Below are 20,441 nucleotides of genomic sequence, written 5' to 3'. Positions count from 1 at the left end.
AGACCTCTGCTCGGCCTCCTGAAGTCGCGAAGATCAAGATCAAGATCAAGATCAAGATCAAGATCAAGATCAAGATCAAGATCAAGATCAAGATCAAGATCAAGATCAAGATCAAGATCAAGATCAAGATCAAGATCAAGATCAAGATCAAGAGCTTGAGCGTGAGCGTGAGCGGGTTCGCGGGGAGCGGTACAGTACAGTTTTGCCTCGTTATTTCGATTGACTGTATTGGCTACTGATTCCGCATAATGCCCCTTCAAAAAAGGAGGTGGCATGCACAAGACAGTCCTGGTACTGGTGGAAACCGTCGATGATTACCTGCCCATACTGGAGCAGGCCGGCTACCGCCTGATCCGTGCCCCCTCGCCGCAACAGCGGGCAGATGCGATTCTGCGCCATTCCCAGGAAATCGACGCCGTGCTCACCCGTGGCCCATTGGGCCTGACTGCAGCCGAAATCGACGCATTGCCCAACTTGCAAATCATCTGCGTGATCGGCGCTGGCTACGAGCAAGTCGACCTGACCGCCGCTTCCGCCCGCGGCATCACCGTCACCAACGGCGCCGGGGCCAATGCCGCTGCGGTCGCCGACCACACCCTTGCCCTGCTGCTGGCGCTGCTGCGCGACGTTCCCCGTGCCGATGCCAGCACCCGGCGTGGCGAATGGAACCGGATTATCAGCGCTTCCGTCAGTGGCAAGCGCCTGGGCATTCTCGGCCTCGGCGCCGTAGGCCTGGCGATCGCCAAGCGCGCCCACCTGGGCTTCGACATGCCCGTCAGCTACCACAGCCGCACGCCGCGCCAGGACGTGTCCTACACCTGGTACGACAGCCCGCTGCACCTGGCCGAAGCCGTCGACATCCTGGTGGTGGCCACCCCCAGCGGTGCCAACACCCACCACCTGGTCGATGCACAGGTGCTTAAGGCCTTGGGGCCCGAGGGCTACCTGGTGAATATCGCCCGTGCCAGCGTGGTCGACACCCAGGCCCTGGTGGCCGCGCTGCAGCATGGCCAGCTGGCGGGTGCGGCACTGGATGTGTTCGACGACGAGCCAGCTGTGCCCGATGCCCTCAAGGCCCTTGGCAACACCGTCCTCACCCCCCACGTGGCTGGCCAGTCGCCGGAGGCGGCACGCGACACGGTAACCTTGGTGTTGCGCAACCTGCAGGCGTTCTTTGCCGGCGAAGCCGTGTTGACCCCGGTACGCCAGTAACCCTTTTTATCTATCTGCCTGGCAGCGGTCGGGCAATAAGGAGTGTGTGCATGCAACTTGAAATCTTCCAGGTCGATGCGTTTTCCGCCGAACCGTTCGGGGGCAACCCGGCGGCAGTGATCCCGCTGCAAAGCTGGCTGCCGGACGATGTGCTGCAGCGTATCGCTGAAGAAAACAACCTGTCGGAAACCGCCTACTTCGTGCGCAACGGCGAAACCTTCGACCTGCGCTGGTTCACCCCGACCGTGGAAGTCGACCTGTGCGGCCATGCCACCCTGGCCTCGGCCTATGTGCTGTTCGAGCAACTGGGCGAGCAGGCGCAGGTGCTGCGCTTCAATACCCGCAGTGGCGAGCTGCGTGTCAGCCGCAATGCCGACGGGCTGCTGGCCATGGACTTCCCGGCCAAACAGCCGGTCGCAGTGGACATTCCGCAGGGCCTGCTGCAGGCGCTGGGCCTTGGTCAGGCACAGGCGTTGTACCGCAGTGACGACTATGTAGTGGTGATCGATGACGCCCTGTCGCTTGACACCCTGAAGCCGGATTTTGTTGCGCTGTCGGCTTTCGATGTGCGCGGTATCGCCGTTACCGCAGCAGGCCGTGGTTTTGATTTCGTCACCCGCTGGTTTGGCCCGCGGGTCGGTGTGAACGAAGACCCGGTGACCGGCTCGGCGCACACTTCGCTGGCGCCGATATGGGCCGAGCGCCTGGGCAAGGACGCGCTGAGCTGCGAGCAGGGTGGGGTGCGCAAAGGGCAGCTGCAGTGCGAAGTGCCGGGTAACGGCCGGGTGATCATCAGTGGTCGGGCGGCGCTGTACATGCGCGGTACCATTTACATCTAGAAGCCCACGCGATGCCCTGTAGGAGCGCAACTATACTGGTCTGCCCATCCCTTGCTGAAGGAGCCAGCCATGGCCCTGGAAAAACACGGCACCTGTCTGTGCGGCGCCACCCGGCTCAAGGTCATCGTCGACAACACTCATATCAGCGCCTGCCACTGCAGCATGTGCCGCAAGTGGACCGGTGGCCCACTGTTGGTGGTGCACTGCAGCCAGCCACCGGTGATCGAAGGGCGCGCGCCCAGCGTGTATGAGTCTTCCGACTGGGCCCAGCGCGGTTTCTGCGGCCAGTGCGGCACGCACCTGTACTACCGGCTCAAGGCCAATGACTTCCACGCCGTGCCGGTCGGCCTGCTCGACGGCGACCAGGAGTGGGATTTCGACCTGCAGATTTTCGTCGAAGAGAAACCGGCCTGGTACTGCTTCGCCAACCAGACCAAGGAACTGACCGGCCAGGAAGCTTTCGAGCAGCTCGGCTGATCAAGCCGAACTTGCCAAACCGTTGCATACCTGAGAAAAGGGCGGCTTTGTTTCCAGTGTTGGAGGATGCCCCGTGAGCCAGGAACTGCAGATCATCGACCTTGTGGAGGGGGATGGCAAAGCCGCCGTCAAAGGTGCCCTGATCACCACCCAGTACACCGGCTGGCTGGCCGATGGCAGCGAGTTCGATTCGTCCTGGTCGCGCGGCAAACCGTTCCAGTGCGTGATCGGCACCGGCCGGGTGATCAAGGGCTGGGATCAAGGCCTGATGGGGATGCGCGTAGGCGGCAAGCGCAAGCTGCTGGTACCGGCGCACCTTGGCTATGGCGAGCGCAGCGTGGGGGCGATTCCGCCCGGTTCGGATTTGACCTTCGAGATCGAATTGCTGGAAGTGCTGACGCGCGATGATTGAGGAGCCGTATTGCAACGCGAGGTTCTTGCACGTTACACAATTCGGCAACACCCATCCTCTAACGTAAGCCTTGTCTAGGGAACGGCATCCACCTCCAGGAAGGAACCAAACGGGTTCAGGGCACTCTCACCCTCACTCGTTGCCAAGGACGGCATTCACTACAAGGATGCCCCGCGGTGCTATCGGCGGGGGATGTGGCGGGTCAACCCGATTTTCTGCCACTCGAGCCTGTCCTGATGAAGTTGCCAACATTCTTCCGCCGTCGTCGTCACTGGTTGCTGAGCCTGGTGCTGACTGCCGTTGCCGTACCGCTGGCGTTGGAGGCTGTCGAAAGCCGGGCGCAACCGGTGGATGGCACCCAGACCCTGGTATTCCTGCGCCACGCCGAGAAGCCGGGCGAGGGGCTGGGTCAATTGAACTGCCAGGGCCTCAACCGGGCGCTGGACCTGGCTACCGTGCTGCCCGAGCGCTTTGGCAAGGCCGATTACGTGTTCGCTGCCAACCCTTCACGGCATGTCGAGGAAGGCAGCAAGGACGAAAGCTACAGCTACATTCGCCCGCTGATGACCATCAGCCCCAGCGCCATTCGCCTGGGCCTGCCAGTCAACATTGACTACGGCGCCAACGACACCGACGCGCTGGCCGAAGAGCTGCTGCGCGACAAGTACCGTAACGCGACCGTGTACACCGCCTGGTCGCATGGCTACCTCCCCGACCTGATCAATGCCGTGGCTGGCAAGGCCCTGGGTGAAGAGCGGGTGATCACCGAGGACTGGAACGGCGACGACTTCGACACCCTCTACGTCCTCACCCTGACCTGGCACGACGGCAAGGCCAGCCTGCTAAGCCGCAACGTGCGCCAGGGCTTGAATGATGGTGCACATAGCTGCCCGACCTGATCCGCTAGTGAGGGTTTTCCTGTACCGGCCTCTTCGCGGGCTTGCCCGCTCCCACAGGTACTGCATGGCCCTGAAGGCAGTGGGACCCTGTGGGAGCGGGCAAGCCCGCGAAGAGGCCGGTACGGTCAACCCAAGGGTCAACGGCCGAAGCGCATCGGCCAGCCCACCACTTTCTTCGCCCGTGGCGTGGCATAGGTACGTACCTTGGAGGTACTCAAGCCCATGCGTACCAGCGATTCTGCAATGGTTACCGCCGCGCTCACACCATCCACCACCGGCACGCCGGTGCGCTGGCGGATCTGCTCGTCCAGCCCGGCCATGCCTCCGCAACCCAGGCAGATCACCTCGGCCTTGTCGTCATGCACGGCGCGTTCTGCCTGCTCGACAATCGCCTCCACGGCCCGCTGCGGATCGGCTTCCAGCTCCAGCACTGCCAGCCCGCTGGCCCGCACCGATGCGCAGCGGTCATACAGGCCGGAAAGCTTCAGGCGGTCTTCGATCAGCGGCACGGTGCGATCCAGAGTGGTCACCACCGAGTAGGCATGGCCCAGGTACATCGCCGTGCTGGCGGCAGCATCGGTGATGTCCACCACCGGCACGTTCAGCAGTTCCTGCAGGCCTTCGCGGCCGTGTTCGCCGTAACCCGCCTGGATCACGGCGTCGTAGGGGCCTTCGTAGGCCAGCACCCGGTCCATCACTGCGATGGCGGCCAGGTAACTTTCGAAGTTGCCTTCCACCGACTCGGCACCGAACCATGGGGTGAGGCCGATGATCTCAGTGCCGGGCCCGGCCACCGCACGGGCCTGTTCGGCAATGGCCTCGGTGATGGCTTCGGTGGTGTTGACGTTGGCGATCAGAATACGCATGGGCAGTCCTCCCTGATCAATGGCTGCTGTGGTCAACGGCGATGCATTCGCCGCTGACGTCGTGGTAGTGGCGTTGGCGTGGTGCAATCAGCAGGTACAGGGCGGCGGCGATGCCGGCACCGATCAGCCAGGAGAATGGCGCCACGCTCTGGAAGTTGGGCACCAGCGCCAGGACGATGGCCAGCAGAGCGGCAGGGACGAAGGCGGCTACTGCGCGCAAGTTGATGCCTTTGGTGTAGTGGTAGGCGCCGGCCGGGTCTTCGCTGTACAGCTGAGGCACGTTGATGCAGCCTTTGCGCAGCAACCAGTAGTCGGACATGATCACCCCGTACAGCGGGCCGAGCAGGGCACCCAGGCCGGACAGGAAATACACGATTACCAGCGGGCTGTTGTACAGGTTCCACGGCAGGATCAGCACCGCCAGGGTGGCGCTGATCAGCCCGGCGCGGCGGAAGTTGAGGTGGCGTGGTGCCAGGTTGCTCAGGACGAAGGCCGGGGCGACAAAGTTGGCCATGATGTTCACTGCCACCGTGACGATCAGGAAGGCCAGGCAGCCAAGTACCAGGAACGCTGTGCTGGGGATGGCGGCGACGATCTGGGTCGGGCTGTCGATGATCTGGCCGTTGATCCGGAACTGCGCGCCGCACAGCACCACGGTGATCATGGCGAATACCAGGATGTTCACCGGCAGGCCCCAGAAGTTGCCGACGCGGATGGTCTTGCGGCAGGGCGAGGAGCGAGCGAAGTCACAGAAGTTCAGCACCAGGGTGCCGTAGATCGCCAGCCACAGCGCGCCGCCGGCAAAGATGTTGCGCCACATCTCGTAACCGGTCAGCGGCTCGGCCACCGACCAGGCGATGCGGGCGTCGGCCTTGAAGTACATGAACACTGCCAGGGCGGCGACGGTCAGCAGGATCACCGGACCGGCGAAGGCCTCGTAGCGGCGCACCATCTCCATGCCGTAGGCCAGGATCACCAGTTGCACCAGCCAGATCGACACGAAGCACACCCAGCCCAGGCTCGACAGGCCGAGGATGCTGTCATGGTCGTAGCTTGCCATTTGCGGCCATACGGCAGTAAGCAGCACACGCAGCACCACCGAAGCCAGGTAGGTCTGGATGCCGAACCAGGCGATGGCGATGACCGCGCGGATCAGTGCCGGAATCTGCGCGCCGTGGATGCCGAAGGCGATGCGGCTGATTACCGGGAACGGCACGCCAGTCTTCTGCCCCATATAGCCGGACAGGTTCATGAAGAAGTACACCAGCGCCGCGCCGATGGCCAGCGACAGCAGGATTTGCCAGCCACCCAGGCCGAGGGCGAACAAGCCCATGGCGAACGAGTAGTTGGCGATGTTGTGCACATCGTTGGTCCATAGCGCGAAGATGCTGTAGCCGCCCCAGCGACGGCCCTCGACGCGTGTCGGGGCGAGGTCGCGGTTGTGCAGGCGCGGGCTCAGGGCAAGTTCCGGCTGGTGACCGGCAAGAGGGGAAGCGGGGTGGGTGCTGGCGACGGATAGTTCAGGGGCAAGGTCGAGGCTGGTACTCATTCCGGCGGGCTCCTGATGCACGTGACTGCGATGAGCGGGCATGCGCACGGGCTCGCCATCTCGTCGGTGCAGCGTTGGCATCTCAGGGTTTGGGGCGCGGCGGCCGATGTTGAGTCGGCGTCGCGGGTTCTTGTGTATTTATGTTTTGCTTGGTTTGTATACAAAACACGAACACACAAAAGCGAGTTCCATGCCAAGGGAAAAGCAACTTTCAGCTGGCCATCATTTTGAATCTATCTTGTTGAAATATAACTTGATGAAAATAAGGAGATATAACGTGATCAAGTGAACAGGTTTATATTTTTCGAAGATGGTTTAGTTGATCAGTTGGTCAGAATAATTTGTGGGAAGTGTGTAACATATTGGGGCGTGATACTGGTAAGTGCACACAAAAACGGCACTTATGGTGACATTCTTGTGTACAAAAATTAGTCAACTTTTTCCTGTGCCGGCCTTTTCGCGGGCACGCCCGCTCCCACAGGGACCGCATTGCGTCCGGGGATTGTGGAGATCCTGTGGGAGCGGGCGTGCCCGCGAAGAGGCCAGAACAGGAGGAAATCAGTCCATCGGCGGCAACCGCCGCTTCACCGGAGTCTTCTTGATGATTGCGGTATTGGTCTCGGCCACCGTATAGAGGCGGTCGAGCAGGGTGTCCAGTTGCTCCATCGAGCGTACATGCAGGCGGGCAATGAAGCAGTCTTCGCCAATAACCTTGTCGCACTCGGTGAACTCGGGAATGGCGATGATCTGCCGCTCCACCTCCTGCAACTGCCCCGGTAGCGGGCGGATGCGCACGATGGCCTGCAGCTGGTAGCCAAAGGCGCGCGGATCGACCTCAACGGTGTAACCGCGCAATACGCCGCGTTCCTCCAGCCGGCGCAGGCGTTCGCTGACGCTGGGCGCCGACAGCCCGCTGATCTGCGCCAAGGCCTTGAGCGAACGGCGTGAATCCTCCATCAGTGCATTGATCAGCAGTTGGTCGATGGCATCGGTCATGGTCACCTCGTAAGGTCGTTCGTATGATTTGCCTTGATAGTAAAGGTAGTTCGGCAAATCCACCTTCGATATCCGCTGGAAGGCTTCGCAGAAACATTTGCATACTGTTGCCATCATCGACAGGAGGTGTGAGATGGATAGTTCGTTGCGTCGTGGCTCGCTGGAAATGGTCGCCGCCATGCTGATTTCAGGAACCATCGGCTGGTTCGTGCTGGTGTCCGGCCAGCCGGTGCTCGAGGTGGTGTTCTGGCGCTGCGTATTCGGTGCCGTAACCTTGATGGCTATTTGCGCAGGTTTCGGCTTGCTGCGGCCGGGCGTGATCAGCCGCACGGCGTTTCTGCTGGCGATTGCCAGCGGTGTGGCCATTGTCGGCAACTGGGTGCTGCTGTTCGCCTCCTACTCGCGGGCGTCGATTGCCATCGGCACGGCGGTGTACAACGTGCAGCCGTTCATATTGGTCGGGCTGGCGGCAGTGTTCCTGGGCGAGAAGATCACCCTGGCCAAGGTCACCTGGCTGAGCGTGGCGTTCCTCGGCATGCTGGCCATCGTCAGTGCCCATGGCGCGGGGCAGGGTGGCGGTGAGGACTATTTGCTGGGCATTGCGCTGGCGCTGGGGGCGGCCTTCCTGTATGCCATCGCGGCGTTGATCATCAAACGCCTGAGTGGCACGCCACCGCACCTGATCGCGCTGATCCAGGTGGCCACGGGTGTGCTGCTGCTGGCGCCGTGGGTCAAGCTTGGCGGGTTGCCCGGTGAACTGCCGGCGCTGGCCAGCCTGGTGACATTGGGCATGGTGCACACCGGCTTGATGTATGTGCTGCTGTACAGCGCCATCCAGCGCTTGCCCACCGCGTTGACCGGGGCACTGTCGTTCATCTACCCGATTGCGGCGATTCTGGTGGACTGGGTGGCGTTCGGGCACCGCCTGGCGCCGCTGCAGTGGCTGGGGGTTGCGTTGATTCTTCTGGCAGCGGCGGGGATGCAGCAGGGGTGGTGGTTCCGGCCAGCGCGGGTTGTGGCCGAGTAATGAGGTGGCCTTGCGGGCCTCTTCGCGGGTAAACCCGCTCCCACAGGGCCCCCACAATCCCGATGCACTGGGTTATCCCTGTGGGTTTACCCGCGAAAGGGCCCGCAAGGTAGAATGCCGCTTTTGCCAGCCTGCGACCCATGATGACTTCGCCGATCCAGACTCTGGAGCAACACCTGCTCGCCGCCCTCGACCCTGCCCCGCAGGAAACCCGCCGCCTGTTCCATGGCCGCGGCCGCTGCTGGGCGGGCCTGGAGCAGGTCACTGTCGACTGGCTGCAAGGTGTGCTGTCGGTCGCCCTGTTCCGCGAACCGCCCGAAGGCCAGCTGGCCGAACTGGAAGCCATGCTGCGTGCCTTGGCGGAGCGCCCGCAGTGGACTGGCCAGGCCATCCTTGTCCAGCACCGCTACCTGCCCGATAGCCCGGGCCAGTGGCTGCTGGGCGAGCCGTGCCAACAACGCGAAGTGGTCGAAGACGGCCTGACCTACCTGCTGGACCTGGGCGTGCGGCAGAACAACGGCTTGTTCCTCGACATGCGCTATGGCCGGCGCTGGGTACGCGAGCAGGCGGCGGGCAAGCGCGTGCTGAACCTGTTCGCCTACACCTGCGGCTTCTCGGTGGCGGCGATTGCCGGTGGCGCCGAGCAGGTGGTGAACCTGGACATGGCCAAGTCGGCGTTGTCCAGGGGCCGCGACAACCATCGCCTCAATGGCCACGATGCGTCGCGGGTGGCGTACCTGGGGCACGAGCTGTTCAAGTCGTGGGGCAAGGTGCGCAAGTACGGGCCTTATGACCTGATCATCATCGACCCGCCGACCTTCCAGCGCGGCAGTTTTGTGCTGACCCAGGACTACGCGAAGATCCTGCGGCGCTTGCCAGAGTTGTTGAGCGAGGGCGGGACGGTACTTGCGTGCGTGAACGACCCGGGCATCGGACCGGAGTTCCTGATCGAGGGGATGGCGGAGCAGGCGCCGTCGCTGGCGTTTGTCGAGCGGCTGGAGAACCCGCCGGAGTTTCCGGATGTGGACCCGGCTGGGGGGTTGAAAGCGTTGGTGTTCCGCCAGGGTTGATGGTGCCCTTGCCGGCCTCTTCGCGGGTAAACCCGCTCCGGGAACACCACAGGTCTGGATATTGTGGGGGCCCTGTAGGAGCGGGTTTACCCGCGAAAGGGCCGGCAGTTACTGACAAAAATGCCAGTTGCTTCGTTGTTGCCTGGCAGCTAGTTTTTGCAAACCCCCCAAGAGCGTCCATGCCATGAATGACGATAGGATCATGCGGTCGCTGGTGCCCGATTCTTGCGTGCATTACTTCTATCAAGGGACACACCGGGTTCTGCAGAGGACCCGTAATGAAACGGTGCACGTGCTGAGAACAAGCGAGGCGTTTCTGGTCCTTTCGTCACAAGGGCTCGGGTATCAGCACAGTGGGGCATTGCTGGTCGATGATGCCAACTCATTGTTAGGTGCGGCGCAAGAACGCCAGCAGGCGGCAATGGCTTATACGCCATATGGCTATCGCGGCAGGGCGAGCGCCGTGGCAATTGGGTTTGTCGGGCAATGGATTGAGCCTTTTACTTCAGGCTACCTGCTCGGTAATGGGCATCGGCTCTACAGCCCGGTACTGATGCGCTTCTCACGACCCGATGCTTTAAGCCCTTTTGCACAAGGTGGCTGCAATGCCTATGCATACTGCCAAGGCGATCCGGTGAACAGCCAGGATCCGTCAGGTAGGGTTCGAGAATGGTGGCGCACGACTCGAAAATCCTTCGATGCTCTGGCGTTCGGAGGGCGAGGAAGCCGAACAAACAATACAAAAGCTACCCAGACAATGGCTGAGCCGTCATATCAAAAGCTCCCACGTGTCGAAAGCGGATATTTCAGTCCTTCGCCGTCTTCATCTAGCTCGGAGCCGAGATTCTTCTCAGAAGGCAATCCGGCAGGGTCTGCGATTGTTCCGCCAATTGGCGCAAATGCTGACGGGAGTACTTCGCCAACTTCCGGAGGTACTCGTCGCTCAATCCAGCAACAAGCACTGATAGCGGCGGGAGGTGCTGTTATAGGTGCAGTTGCAGTCGTTGCTTACGATCGCTATGCAGGAAACGCCGGGGTATCCGCTATGCCGCGTATTTCGTTCGGGAATGGCTTGGTGAGTTGGAACATGACCCCTGAACAAAGCATGAGTATCGCCCGGGAGCTAGGCCCAACGGGCCTCTGGAATCAGAGAGCAGTGGTTGGCAATCTGGCTTTGAACACTGTCAAGCATGCGATGGGCATAGCACGCAGTGCTTGAGGCTGGTAGTCGAGAAAGGGGCGCTGAAGGCCCCTTCGGATTTACTTGTCGCTGTAGATCTGGTCAAACACCCCACCATCATTGAAGTGGGTCTTCTGCACGGTACGCCAGTCGCCGAAGGTCTTCTCTACCGACAGGAAGTCCACTTTCGGGAAACGGTCGGTGTACTTGGCCAGCACCGTCGCGTCACGCGGGCGCAGGTAGTTCTGTGCGGCGATTTCCTGGGCGGCTGGCGACCACAGGTACTTCAGGTATTCCTCGGCCGCGGCCTGGGTGCCTTTCTTCGCCACTACCTTGTCGACCACGCTGACCGGCGGTTCGGCTTCGGCCGACACGCTCGGGTAGACCACTTCGAACTGGTCGCGGCCGAACTCGCGGGCGATCATTTCGGCTTCGTTCTCGAAGGTCACCAGCACGTCGCCGATCTGGTTGGTCATGAAGGTGGTGGTGGCGGCACGGCCACCGGTGTCCAGCACCGGCGCCTGCTTGAACAGCTTGCCGACAAAGTCCTTGGCCTTGTTTTCATCACCGCCTTGCTTGAGCACATAGCCCCAGGCCGACAGGTAGGTGTAGCGGCCGTTACCCGAGGTCTTGGGGTTGGGCACGATCACCTGTACGCCATCCTTGAGCAGGTCGGGCCAGTCTTTCAGCGCCTTGGGGTTACCCTTGCGCACGATGAACACGGTGGCCGAGGTGAACGGCGCGCTGTTGTTTGGCAGGCGGGTCACCCAGTTGTCCGGCACCAGCTTGCCATTGTCGGCCAGGGCGTTGATGTCGGTGGCCATGTTCATGGTAATGACATCGGCCGGCAGGCCATCGATCACCGCTCGCGCCTGTTTGCTCGAGCCGCCGAAGGACATCTGCACGTTGACCTTCTCGTTGTGCTCGGCTTCCCAGTGCTTCTGGAAGGCCGGGTTGTAGTCCTTGTAGAAGTCGCGCATCACGTCGTAGGACACGTTGAGCAGGGTGGGGGCAGCCTGGGCGACATTGCCCAGGGCAAGGCCTGCGGCGAGCAGCGAGGCGGCGAAGAGTTTTTTCACGTTGCTTCCTTGTTATCGAGAAGGTGTTGGCAGTTTGCCTGCGACTATAGCGGGTGGGTTTGTGGGGGTTAAAGAACAAAAAGGTCTTTGGTTATATCGCTGCCTGCGCCGGCCTCTTCGCGGGCACGCCCGCTCCCACAGGTACGGCGCAATGCTCAGGCCTGGGGTGATCCTGTGGGAGCGGGCGAGCCCGCGAAAGGGCCAGTACAGGCGACATCATTGCTTGGGAAACAGCACATTCCCACAGCGGGAGCAGAACGCCGCCCCATGCTCATGGCTCTTTTTGCTGCAGGTCGGGCAATCATGCTGCAACTGCTCCCCGCGCATGGCATTGGCCAGTTCGGCGGTGAATATCCCGGTCGGTACGGCAATGATCGAATAACCGATGATCATCACCAACGACGAAATCACCTGCCCCAGCGGCGTCTTCGGCACGATGTCACCAAACCCGACCGTGGTCAGGGTGACGATGGCCCAGTAGATACCTTTGGGAATGCTGGTAAAGCCGTGTTCCGGCCCTTCGATCACATACATCAGTGTACCGAATACGGTCACCAGGGTGGAAACGGTGACCAGGAACACGATGATCTTCTGCTTGCTGCCGCGCAGTGCTTCTATCAGGTAGTGCGCCTGCTTGAGGTACGGGCTGAGCTTGAGCACACGGAAAATCCGCAGCATCCGTATCACCCGGATGATCAACAGGTACTGGGCGTCGCTGTAGTACAGCGCGATGATCCCCGGCACGATCGCCAGCAGATCGACCAGGCCATAAAAGCTGAAGGCATAGCGCAGCGGCTTGGGCGAGCAGTACAGGCGGGTGAGGTACTCGGCGAGGAAGATCGCGGTAAAACCCCACTCGATGCCTGCCAGCAGGCCGGCGTAGCCTTGGTGCACTTCGTCGATGCTGTCGAGGATCACTGTTACCAGGCTGGCCAGGATGATCAGCAGGAGGATCTTGTCGAAGCGTCTTCCAGCCACGGTATCGGTCTGGAAGACGATGATGTAGAGCTGCTCGCGCAGGCTCGCAGGGTTGTTCATTGGCTCGTTCCACAAAAGCGATGGGCTGAGCCTAGGGGTTGCATTTCAGCTGTGCAAGCGGCTGGCGTCACGCTGCCTGGGCTGGGCCAGGTGGTTGCCCAGGTGCATCAGCCAGCAGGCAGTGACAAAGGGCGCGGTCAGCCCGGGTACCGGTAGCAGCTTGAACAGAGGTTGCAGCAGCAGGGCCAGGGCGATGGCCAGCAACGTCACCCATGGCTTTTCACCCTGCCTGCTGAATGCCAGCGCCGCCAGCGCGGCGTTGAAACCATACAGGCCCAGCCAGGCCGCTTGCGCCTGGTCGGCGAGCAGTGCCACACCGCCGCCGATGGCCGAACCGAGCACGGCCCACAGGGCTGCATAGGGGTTGGCGATGAACATGCCGATGCTGATCAGCAGGCCGGCCAGCGGCTGGTCGAGCAGGAAGATCTGGCCCACGCCGCGCGCCAGCGCGTACAGCGGGTCGGCCTCGGCGAAGCCGCTGGGGGAAGGGCTGGCAATCAGCAGGGTGGCCCAGCCCAGCAGCACGAAGGGTGCGGTGTAGGCGACCAGCAGCTTGCCGCCGCGCTTGCGCCACTGGTGGGTGATGATGCTCGACAGGCCGCCAGCGGCGATGATCAGTGGCGGCAGGATGACCGACCAGGGCAGCACGGCGCTGATCAGGATGCCGATCAGTACGCCGTTGTAGCAGTACAGCCCGGCCTGGCGGTCGGCGCGATCGTAGCCGCGGGCCTGGGCGGTGAGCAGGCCGGCCAGGGCGCCGAGCAGGGCGCCGCCGACCAGGTTGGGTGCGGTCAGCAGGATGGCCAGCAGGCAGCACAGGCCGCACAGGGGGTTGCGCAGCAGCAGCACCTGGCTGAAGCCGTTGAGTAACGCCGTGGCCCAGTCCGGGCACGGGTTGACGAAATTTTTGGTGTACATCGGGGCAGTCAGTGAGGTTGATGGGGCGCGGTGGGCCTCTTTGGGCCTCGGGTTTTCCGCAGTTGTGTGCGACACCACCGACCCTGTGGGAGCGGGCGTGCCCGCGAAGGCGTCAGCTCAGGCAACATCGTTGTCCCTGCTGGCCTCTTCGCGGGCACGCCCGCTCCCACAGGAGAGATGCGGTGCTTCAGATCAAGGTCTCGATCCGCAGCGTGTTAGTCGACCCTGGCTTGCCGAAAGGCACACCAGCAGTGATCAGCAGCGTGTCGCCACGGCTGGCCATGCCCTGTGCCTGGGCGATTTCCAGGGCGGTCGAGACCACTTCATCAACCTGGCGCAGGCGGTCGTTGACCACCGAGTGCACGCCCCACGCCACGCTCAGGCGGCGCGCGGTGGCCAGGTTCGGGGTGAGGTTGAGGATCGGTGCCCGTGGCCGCTCGCGTGCTGCGCGCAGGGTCGAGGCGCCCGACTCGCTATAGTTGACCAGCACCGCCACCGGCAGGATGCCGCTGATACGGCGGATAGCGCAGCTGATGGCGTCCGACACGGTGGCCTCGGCCTTCGGCCGGCCAACATCGAGCTGGGCCTGGTAGTCCGGGCCGTTCTCCACCTGGCGGATGATCTTGCTCATCATCTGCACGGCTTCCAGCGGGTACTCACCCGAGGCGGTCTCGGCCGACAGCATCACCGTATCGGCACCTTCGGCCACGGCGTTGGCCACGTCGGTGACTTCGGCACGGGTCGGCGCTGGCGAGAAGCGCATGGATTCGAGCATCTGCGTGGCCACCACCACCGGTTTGCCCAGCTGGCGGCAAGTGCCGATGATGCGTTTCTGGATCTGCGGCACGCTTTCGGCCGGCACTTCCACGCCCAGGTCGCCACGGGCCACCATGATCGCATCCGCAAGTTCCGCGATGGCTTGCAGCTGTTCGACTGCCGATGGTTTCTCGATCTTGGCCATCAGGTAGGCGCGGTCGCCAATCAGCTGGCGTGCTTCAACGATGTCCTCTGGGCGCTGCACGAACGACAAGGCTACCCAGTCCACGCCCAGCTCCAGGCCGAAGGCCAGGTCACGGCGGTCTTTCTCAGTGAGCGGGGAGAGGTCGAGCACCGCTTGCGGCACATTGACACCCTTGCGGTCGGACAGCTCACCACCGGCCAGCACTTCGGTGTCGATGGCGTCGCTGTGCTTGGCAGTGACGCGCAGGCGCAGCTTGCCGTCGTCCAGCAGCAGGTCCATGCCTGGCTCGAGGGCGGCGATGATCTCCGGGTGTGGCAGGTTGACCCGGCGGCTGTCGCCCGGGGTGTTGTCCAGGTCCAGGCGCAGGGCCTGGCCGCGTTGCAGCTGCACTTTGCCGTCGGCAAAGCGGCCGACGCGCAGCTTCGGCCCCTGCAGGTCCATGAGGATACCCAGCGGGTAGTTCAGTTGCTGCTCGACTTCGCGGATCCACTGGTAGCGCAGGGCATGGTCGGCGTGCTCGCCGTGGCTGAAGTTGAGGCGGAAGATGTTCACCCCGGCTTCGACCAGTTGGCGGATGTCGTCGATGCCTTTGATCGCAGGGCCAAGGGTGGCGAGGATTTTGACTTTTTTATCAGGCGTCATGATTGGGCAGTCTCGAGGATCAGGATGGCGCGGAAGTCGTTGACGTTGGTGCGGGTCGGCTCGGTGACGATCAGCGCATCCAGCGCGGCGAAGTAGCCGTAGCCGTTGTTGTTGTCCAGCTCGTCGCTGGCCGACAGGCCCAGGGCTTCGGCGCGGGTGTAGCTGGCCGGCGTCATGAAGGCGCCGGCGTTTTCTTCCGAGCCATCGATGCCGTCGGTGTCACCGGCCAGGGCGTACACGCCCGGCAGGCCCTTGAGGCTTTCGGTGAGGCTGAGCAGGAACTCGGCATTGCGACCGCCACGGCCATTGCCGCGTACGGTCACGGTGGTTTCGCCGCCAGACAGGATCACGCAGGGCGCCTTCAGCGGCTGGCCGTGCTGAACGATCTGCCGGGCGATACCGGCGTGCACTTTGGCCACTTCGCGCGATTCACCTTCCAGGTCGCCCAGGATCAGCGGGCTGAACCCGGCCTGGCGGGCTTTGACCGCGGCGGCTTCGAGCGATTGCTGAGGTTTGGCGATCAACTGGAAGTGGCTGCGGGCCAGGGCCGGGTCATCGGCCTTGACGGTCTCCGAGGCTGGGTTGTTGAGCCAGTCGATAACGGCTTTGGGCGCTTCGATGTTGTAGCGCTTGAGAATGGCCAGGGCATCGGCCGAGGTGCTCGGGTCGGCCACGGTAGGGCCGGATGCGATTACGGTGGCGAGGTCGCCGGGTACATCGGAAATGGCATAGGTGTAGACCGTGGCCGGCCAGCAGGCCTTGGCCAGGCGGCCGCCCTTGATCGCCGAGAGGTGCTTGCGCACGCAGTTCATCTCGCCGATGGTGGCGCCGGATTTCAGCAGCGCCTTGTTGATCTGCTGTTTGTCGGCCAGGGTCAGGCCTTCGGCGGGCAGGGCCAGCAGCGCCGAGCCACCGCCGGACAGCAGGAAGATGACGCGGTCGTCTTCACTGAGGTTGCTGACCAGTTCCAGCACGCGCTTGGCTACCGCCAGGCCGGCGGCATCGGGGACCGGGTGGGCGGCCTCGACCACCTCGATCTTCTGGCAGTTGGCGCCATGGCCGTAACGGGTTACGACCAGGCCGGAGACTTCGCCCAGCCAGCTTTTCTCGACCACTTCGGCCATGGCGGCTGCGGCCTTGCCGGCGCCGATGACGATAACCCGGCCGCTGCGGTCGGCGGGCAGAAAGGGTTCGAGGACTTGACGGGGGTGGGCGGCGGCGATGGCTGTGTCGAACAGCTCGCGGAGAATTTTTTGCGGATCGACCGACATGGCAGGCTCCCAATTATTGTTGTTCTGCACAATCAAAAACGCCCCTGGAACTGCCTCCGTGCAGGCCGAACCAGGGGCGGGTGTTGCTCGGTGCCACCTTTGAACCTGTGGTCGCAGGTTCAAAAGTGCTGGCTTCTTCGCGGGCTTGCCCGCTCCCACAGGGAATCTCGTAGCCCTCAGGCCTGTGGAATACCAGTGGGAGCGGGCAAGCCCGCGAAGAGGCCGGTAAGGTCTACAACTGTCTTACTTGTCGTCGCGGATCGAGAAGTTGGCCATGTGCTCCAGGCCTTTGATCAGCGCCGAGTGGTCCCAGTTGCCGCCGCCCAGGGCCTGGCAGGTGTTGAACACTTGCTGGGCATTGGAGGTGTTGGGCAGGTTGATGCCCAGTTCCTTGGCGCCTTGCAGAGCCAGGTTCAGGTCCTTCTGGTGCAGGTTGATGCGGAAGCCTGGGTCGAAGGTGCCCTTGATCATGCGCTCGGCGTGCACTTCGAGGATCTTCGACGAAGCGAAGCCGCCCATCAGTGCTTCACGTACCTTGGCCGGGTCGGCGCCGTTCTTGGCGGCGAACAGCAGGGCTTCGGCAACGGCCTGGATGTTCAGGGCAACGATGATCTGGTTGGCCACCTTGGCGGTCTGGCCGTCGCCGTTGCCACCGACGCGGGTGATGTTCTTGCCCATGGCTTCGAACAGCGGCAGGGTGCGCTCGAACGCTTTCGGGCAGCCACCGACCATGATGCTCAGGGTCGCAGCCTTGGCACCGACTTCGCCGCCGGACACCGGGGCGTCCAGGTAGGCAGCGCCGGTAGCCTTGATTTTCTCGGCGAAGGCTTTGGTAGCGGTAGGGGAGATCGAGCTCATGTCGATCACCACCTTGTTCGGGCCCACGCCTTCGGCCACGCCGTTGTCACCGAACAGGACGCTCTCGACCTGCGGGGTGTCGGGGACCATGACGATGATGAACTCGGCTTCCTGGGCAACTTCTTTCGGGTTGGCCAGGGCCACGGCACCGGCGGCGATCAGGTCGGCCGGGGCAGCGTCGTGGTGGGTGGAAACGAAGATGCTGTGACCTGCTTTCTGCAGGTTCTGAGCCATGGGCTTGCCCATGATGCCGGTGCCGATGAAACCGATTTTAGCCATGAGAATGTGCCTCTTTGTATTTGTAATGTCTCAAGCAGACCGCAATCCCTGTGGGAGCGGGCATGCCCGCGAAACAGGCGACTCGGTGGATGGCACCGGCTATGCCGGTGTTCGCGGGCATGCCCGCTCCCACAGGGTTTCGTGTTTCACAGGGGGCTAGCGTTCAGCCGTTCAGATTGCGTTATGGGTCTTCAGCCAGCCCAGGCCCGCTTCGGTGGTGGTCAGCGGCTTGTACTCCGCGCCCACCCAGCCCTGGTAGCCGATGCGGTCCAGGTGCTCGAACAGGAAGCGGTAGTTGATCTCGCCGGTACCTGGCTCGTTGCGGCCGGGGTTGTCGGCCAGCTGGATGTGGTTGATCAGTTTCAGGTTGGCTTCCATGGTGCGCGCCAGGTCACCTTCCATGATCTGCATGTGGTAGATGTCGTACTGCAGGAACAGGTTGTCACTGCCCACTTCGGCCTGGATTTCCAGGGCCTGCTTGGTGGTGTTCAGGTAGAAGCCGGGGATGTCGCGGGTGTTGATCATTTCCATGACCAGGCGGATCCCGGCGGCTTTCAGCTTGTCGGCGGCGTAGCGCAGGTTCTCCACGAAGGTCTTGCGCACGGTGGCGCAGTCCGGGCCTTGTGGGCGAATGCCGGCCAGGGCGTTGACCTGGGTATTGCCCAGCACCTTGGCGTATTCGATGGCCTTGTCGACCCCGGCGCGGAATTCCTCGACGCGGTCGGGGTGGCAGGTGATACCACGCTCACCTTTCGACCAGTCGCCCGCAGGCAGGTTGAACAGCACCTGGGTCAGGCCGTTCGCGTCCAGCTGCTGCTTGATTTCGGCAGCGCTGAAGTCGTACGGGAAGAGGTATTCGACGCCGCTGAAACCAGCATCGGCGGCAGCCTTGAAGCGGGCCAGGAAGTCCTGTTCGGTGAACAGCATGGACAGGTTGGCAGCGAAGCGAGGCATGAGTTGTCTCCTTGCGATGAAGGCCCCCAGGGCGTGCCTGGGGGCGTCAGGCGATCAGTCCAGCAGCGAGATGGCGGTTGGCGCGTCGTTGCCGACCAGGGCCAAGTCTTCGAACTCGTTGACCGCGTTGATCTCGGTGCCCATGGAAATGTTGGTCACACGCTCGAGAATCACTTCGACCACCACCGGCACACGGAACTCTTCGGCCATCTTCTGGGCCTTGAGCAGGGCAGGGGCGATCTCGGCCGGTTCGAATACGCGGATGGCCTTGCAACCCAGGCCTTCGACCACGGCGACGTGGTCGACACCGTAGGTGGCGGCGTCGGTCGAGTTGATGTTCTCGAACGCCAGTTGTACACAGTAATCCATGTCGAAGCCACGTTGCGCCTGGCGGATCAGGCCCAGGTAGGCGTTGTTCACCAGTACGTGTACGTATGGCAGGTTGAACTGCGCGCCCACCGCCAGCTCTTCGATCATGAACTGGAAGTCGTAGTCACCCGACAGCGCGACGACCTTGCGCTTCGGATCGGCTTTGACAACGCCCAGCGCGGCAGGGATGGTCCAGCCCAGCGGGCCGGCCTGGCCGCAGTTGATCCAGTGGCGTGGCTTGTAAACATGCAGGAACTGCGCGCCGGCGATCTGCGACAGGCCGATGGTGCTGACGTAGCAGGTGTCCTTGCCGAATACCTGGTTCATTTCTTCGTAAACGCGCTGCGGCTTGACCGGCACGTTGTCGAAGTGGGTCTTGCGCTGCAGGGTGGCCTTGCGTTCCTGGCAGTCTTCCAGCCAGGCCTTGCGGCACTTCAGCTTGCCGGCGGCTTTCCACTCGCGGGCCACTTCGAGGAACACGTCCAGTGCCTTGCCGGCGTCGGAAACGATACCCAGGTCCGGGGTGAACACACGGCCGATCTGGGTCGGTTCGATGTCCACGTGCACGAACTTGCGGCCTTCGGTGTAGACGTCGACGGAACCTGTGTGGCGGTTGGCCCAGCGGTTACCGATACCGAACACCAGGTCGGACTTGAGCAGGGTGGCGTTGCCGTAGCGGTGCGAAGTCTGCAGGCCGACCATGCCGACCATTTGCGCGTGGTCGTCCGGGATGGTGCCCCAGCCCATCAGGGTCGGGATTACCGGTACGCCGGTCAGCTCGGCGAACTCGACCAGCTTGTCGCTGGCGTCGGCGTTGATGATGCCGCCACCGGCTACCAGCAGCGGGCGCTCGGCGTCATTGAGCAGGGCCAGGGCTTTCTCGGCCTGTACGCGGGTGGCGGACGGCTTGTGCACCGGCAGCGGCTCGTAGGCTTCGATGTCGAATTCGATTTCGGCCATCTGCACGTCGAACGGCAGGTCGATCAGTACCGGGCCTGGGCGGCCGGTGCGCATTTCATAGAAGGCCTTCTGGAAGGCGTAAGGCACCTGGCCCGGCTCCAGAACGGTGGTGGCCCACTTGGTCACCGGCTTGACGATGTTGGTGATGTCGACAGCCTGGAAGTCTTCCTTGTGCAGGCGGGCACGTGGGGCCTGGCCGGTGATGCAGAGGATCGGGATGGAGTCGGCGGAAGCACTGTAGAGGCCGGTGACCATGTCGGTGCCGGCAGGGCCGGAGGTGCCGATGCACACACCGATGTTGCCCGGGTTGGCACGGGTGTAACCCTCGGCCATGTGCGAGGCGCCTTCGACGTGACGAGCGAGGACGTGATCGATGCCACCGACTTTCTTCAGGGCCGAGTACAACGGGTTGATGGCAGCCCCCGGGATGCCGAACGCGGTATCTACACCTTCACGGCGCATGACCAGAACGGCTGCATCGATTGCTCTCATTTTGCTCATGGTTTGTGCCTCATCGATTTTGTAATTGTATACAACTTGCTTTGTGCCAGAGTGTATTCACGGCTGGCCGCTTAGGTCAACGGG

The 20,441-nt window shown here is 62.7% G+C and carries 20 protein-coding genes; 9 read left to right on the top strand and 11 right to left on the bottom strand.

Annotation, left to right across the window (positions count from 1 at the left end):
• The 6 genes from CAF70_RS27705 to CAF70_RS14980 all read left to right on the top strand — a co-directional run.
• Positions 1 to 239: hypothetical protein (locus CAF70_RS27705; RefSeq protein ID WP_178076385.1), on the top strand; the 239-nt coding region annotated here is incomplete at its 5' end.
• Positions 240 to 273: 34 nt separating this feature from the next.
• A complete protein-coding gene (locus tag CAF70_RS15000; RefSeq protein WP_085625487.1) occupies positions 274 to 1,212 on the top strand; it encodes a 2-hydroxyacid dehydrogenase in 939 nt (312 codons plus the stop codon).
• Between the two features lie 50 nt (positions 1,213 to 1,262).
• Positions 1,263 to 2,051 carry a PhzF family phenazine biosynthesis protein gene (locus CAF70_RS14995; protein ID WP_085625486.1) on the top strand — a complete coding sequence of 263 codons (789 nt, stop codon included), beginning with the start codon at positions 1,263 to 1,265 and terminating at the stop codon, positions 2,049 to 2,051.
• A gap of 69 nt (positions 2,052 to 2,120) precedes the next feature.
• Entirely contained in the window at positions 2,121 to 2,528 is a 408-nt protein-coding gene (locus CAF70_RS14990) for a GFA family protein (protein WP_085625485.1), read from the top strand.
• Between the two features lie 73 nt (positions 2,529 to 2,601).
• On the top strand, positions 2,602 to 2,940 hold the full coding sequence (locus CAF70_RS14985; RefSeq protein ID WP_085625484.1) for an FKBP-type peptidyl-prolyl cis-trans isomerase: 339 nt from the start codon (positions 2,602 to 2,604) through the stop codon (positions 2,938 to 2,940).
• Positions 2,941 to 3,176: 236 nt separating this feature from the next.
• Positions 3,177 to 3,839, top strand: a complete 663-nt coding sequence (locus tag CAF70_RS14980; RefSeq protein ID WP_085625483.1) for a histidine phosphatase family protein — start codon at positions 3,177 to 3,179, stop codon at positions 3,837 to 3,839.
• A 137-nt stretch (positions 3,840 to 3,976) separates the two neighbouring features.
• Here CAF70_RS14980 and CAF70_RS14975 read toward each other — a convergent pair whose 3' ends face one another.
• From CAF70_RS14975 to CAF70_RS14965, 3 genes are all read right to left on the bottom strand, one after another.
• The gene (locus CAF70_RS14975) at positions 3,977 to 4,705 is read right to left on the bottom strand and encodes an aspartate/glutamate racemase family protein (protein WP_085625482.1); all 729 of its coding nucleotides are present in this window, start codon (positions 4,703 to 4,705) and stop codon (positions 3,977 to 3,979) included.
• A gap of 16 nt (positions 4,706 to 4,721) precedes the next feature.
• Positions 4,722 to 6,254 (bottom strand): NCS1 family nucleobase:cation symporter-1, encoded by a 1,533-nt coding sequence (locus tag CAF70_RS14970; protein ID WP_085625481.1) that lies wholly within the window; start codon positions 6,252 to 6,254, stop codon positions 4,722 to 4,724.
• A 558-nt stretch (positions 6,255 to 6,812) separates the two neighbouring features.
• Positions 6,813 to 7,250, bottom strand: coding sequence for an Lrp/AsnC family transcriptional regulator (locus CAF70_RS14965; protein WP_085625480.1), 438 nt, complete (start codon positions 7,248 to 7,250; stop codon positions 6,813 to 6,815).
• Positions 7,251 to 7,383: 133 nt separating this feature from the next.
• On the opposite strand from CAF70_RS14965, the gene CAF70_RS14960 reads away from it, so the two are divergent.
• The 3 genes from CAF70_RS14960 (at position 7,384) to CAF70_RS14945 (ending at position 10,566) form a co-directional block, all read left to right on the top strand.
• Positions 7,384 to 8,277: a DMT family transporter gene (locus CAF70_RS14960; protein ID WP_085625479.1), complete on the top strand. Its 894-nt coding sequence runs from the start codon at positions 7,384 to 7,386 to the stop codon at positions 8,275 to 8,277.
• A gap of 143 nt (positions 8,278 to 8,420) precedes the next feature.
• Positions 8,421 to 9,347 (top strand): class I SAM-dependent methyltransferase, encoded by a 927-nt coding sequence (locus tag CAF70_RS14955; protein WP_085625494.1) that lies wholly within the window; start codon positions 8,421 to 8,423, stop codon positions 9,345 to 9,347.
• 184 nt (positions 9,348 to 9,531) lie between these two features.
• Complete coding sequence (locus tag CAF70_RS14945; protein WP_178076388.1) at positions 9,532 to 10,566, top strand: RHS repeat-associated core domain-containing protein; 1,035 nt, start codon at positions 9,532 to 9,534, stop codon at positions 10,564 to 10,566.
• A gap of 41 nt (positions 10,567 to 10,607) precedes the next feature.
• On the opposite strand, the gene CAF70_RS14940 is transcribed toward CAF70_RS14945, so the two are convergent.
• From CAF70_RS14940 to gcl, 8 genes are all read right to left on the bottom strand, one after another.
• Positions 10,608 to 11,606 carry a sulfate ABC transporter substrate-binding protein gene (locus tag CAF70_RS14940; RefSeq protein WP_085625477.1) on the bottom strand — a complete coding sequence of 333 codons (999 nt, stop codon included), beginning with the start codon at positions 11,604 to 11,606 and terminating at the stop codon, positions 10,608 to 10,610.
• Between the two features lie 216 nt (positions 11,607 to 11,822).
• Positions 11,823 to 12,644 carry an ion transporter gene (locus tag CAF70_RS14935; protein ID WP_085625476.1) on the bottom strand — a complete coding sequence of 274 codons (822 nt, stop codon included), beginning with the start codon at positions 12,642 to 12,644 and terminating at the stop codon, positions 11,823 to 11,825.
• Positions 12,645 to 12,689: 45 nt separating this feature from the next.
• On the bottom strand, positions 12,690 to 13,562 hold the full coding sequence (locus CAF70_RS14930) for an urea transporter (protein WP_085625475.1): 873 nt from the start codon (positions 13,560 to 13,562) through the stop codon (positions 12,690 to 12,692).
• Positions 13,563 to 13,749: 187 nt separating this feature from the next.
• The gene (gene pyk / locus CAF70_RS14925; protein ID WP_085625474.1) at positions 13,750 to 15,165 is read right to left on the bottom strand and encodes a pyruvate kinase; all 1,416 of its coding nucleotides are present in this window, start codon (positions 15,163 to 15,165) and stop codon (positions 13,750 to 13,752) included.
• Positions 15,162 to 16,436 (bottom strand): glycerate kinase, encoded by a 1,275-nt coding sequence (locus CAF70_RS14920; protein ID WP_085625473.1) that lies wholly within the window; start codon positions 16,434 to 16,436, stop codon positions 15,162 to 15,164. The genes pyk and CAF70_RS14920 overlap by 4 nt, the downstream gene beginning before the upstream one ends.
• 243 nt (positions 16,437 to 16,679) lie before the next feature.
• Positions 16,680 to 17,573 carry a 2-hydroxy-3-oxopropionate reductase gene (locus CAF70_RS14915; protein WP_025340037.1) on the bottom strand — a complete coding sequence of 298 codons (894 nt, stop codon included), beginning with the start codon at positions 17,571 to 17,573 and terminating at the stop codon, positions 16,680 to 16,682.
• Between the two features lie 171 nt (positions 17,574 to 17,744).
• Positions 17,745 to 18,527, bottom strand: a complete 783-nt coding sequence (gene hyi, locus CAF70_RS14910) for a hydroxypyruvate isomerase (protein ID WP_085625472.1) — start codon at positions 18,525 to 18,527, stop codon at positions 17,745 to 17,747.
• 54 nt (positions 18,528 to 18,581) lie between these two features.
• Positions 18,582 to 20,357: a glyoxylate carboligase gene (gene gcl / locus CAF70_RS14905; protein ID WP_085625471.1), complete on the bottom strand. Its 1,776-nt coding sequence runs from the start codon at positions 20,355 to 20,357 to the stop codon at positions 18,582 to 18,584.
• Between the last annotated feature and the right edge of the window lie 84 nt (positions 20,358 to 20,441).

This window comes from Pseudomonas sp. B19(2017), assembly GCF_002113165.1.
Lineage (GTDB): Bacteria > Pseudomonadota > Gammaproteobacteria > Pseudomonadales > Pseudomonadaceae > Aquipseudomonas.
This window is presented reverse-complemented; position numbering and strand designations above follow the sequence as displayed.

Bases quoted from the DNA above. Each gene is read 5' to 3' on its own strand.
- CAF70_RS15000 (WP_085625487.1), top strand. From the start codon at position 274: ATGCACAAGACAGTCCTGGTACTGGTGGAAACCGTCGATGATTACCTG.
- CAF70_RS14995 (WP_085625486.1), top strand. From the start codon at position 1,263: ATGCAACTTGAAATCTTCCAGGTCGATGCGTTTTCCGCCGAACCGTTC.
- CAF70_RS14990 (WP_085625485.1), top strand. From the start codon at position 2,121: ATGGCCCTGGAAAAACACGGCACCTGTCTGTGCGGCGCCACCCGGCTC.
- CAF70_RS14980 (WP_085625483.1), top strand. From the start codon at position 3,177: ATGAAGTTGCCAACATTCTTCCGCCGTCGTCGTCACTGGTTGCTGAGC.
- CAF70_RS14975 (WP_085625482.1), bottom strand. From the start codon at position 4,705: ATGCGTATTCTGATCGCCAACGTCAACACCACCGAAGCCATCACCGAG.
- CAF70_RS14970 (WP_085625481.1), bottom strand. From the start codon at position 6,254: ATGAGTACCAGCCTCGACCTTGCCCCTGAACTATCCGTCGCCAGCACC.
- CAF70_RS14965 (WP_085625480.1), bottom strand. From the start codon at position 7,250: ATGACCGATGCCATCGACCAACTGCTGATCAATGCACTGATGGAGGAT.
- CAF70_RS14960 (WP_085625479.1), top strand. From the start codon at position 7,384: ATGGATAGTTCGTTGCGTCGTGGCTCGCTGGAAATGGTCGCCGCCATG.
- CAF70_RS14955 (WP_085625494.1), top strand. From the start codon at position 8,421: ATGACTTCGCCGATCCAGACTCTGGAGCAACACCTGCTCGCCGCCCTC.
- CAF70_RS14945 (WP_178076388.1), top strand. From the start codon at position 9,532: ATGAATGACGATAGGATCATGCGGTCGCTGGTGCCCGATTCTTGCGTG.
- CAF70_RS14935 (WP_085625476.1), bottom strand. From the start codon at position 12,644: ATGAACAACCCTGCGAGCCTGCGCGAGCAGCTCTACATCATCGTCTTC.
- CAF70_RS14930 (WP_085625475.1), bottom strand. From the start codon at position 13,562: ATGTACACCAAAAATTTCGTCAACCCGTGCCCGGACTGGGCCACGGCG.
- pyk (WP_085625474.1), bottom strand. From the start codon at position 15,165: ATGACGCCTGATAAAAAAGTCAAAATCCTCGCCACCCTTGGCCCTGCG.
- CAF70_RS14920 (WP_085625473.1), bottom strand. From the start codon at position 16,436: ATGTCGGTCGATCCGCAAAAAATTCTCCGCGAGCTGTTCGACACAGCC.
- CAF70_RS14915 (WP_025340037.1), bottom strand. From the start codon at position 17,573: ATGGCTAAAATCGGTTTCATCGGCACCGGCATCATGGGCAAGCCCATG.
- hyi (WP_085625472.1), bottom strand. From the start codon at position 18,527: ATGCCTCGCTTCGCTGCCAACCTGTCCATGCTGTTCACCGAACAGGAC.
- gcl (WP_085625471.1), bottom strand. From the start codon at position 20,357: ATGAGCAAAATGAGAGCAATCGATGCAGCCGTTCTGGTCATGCGCCGT.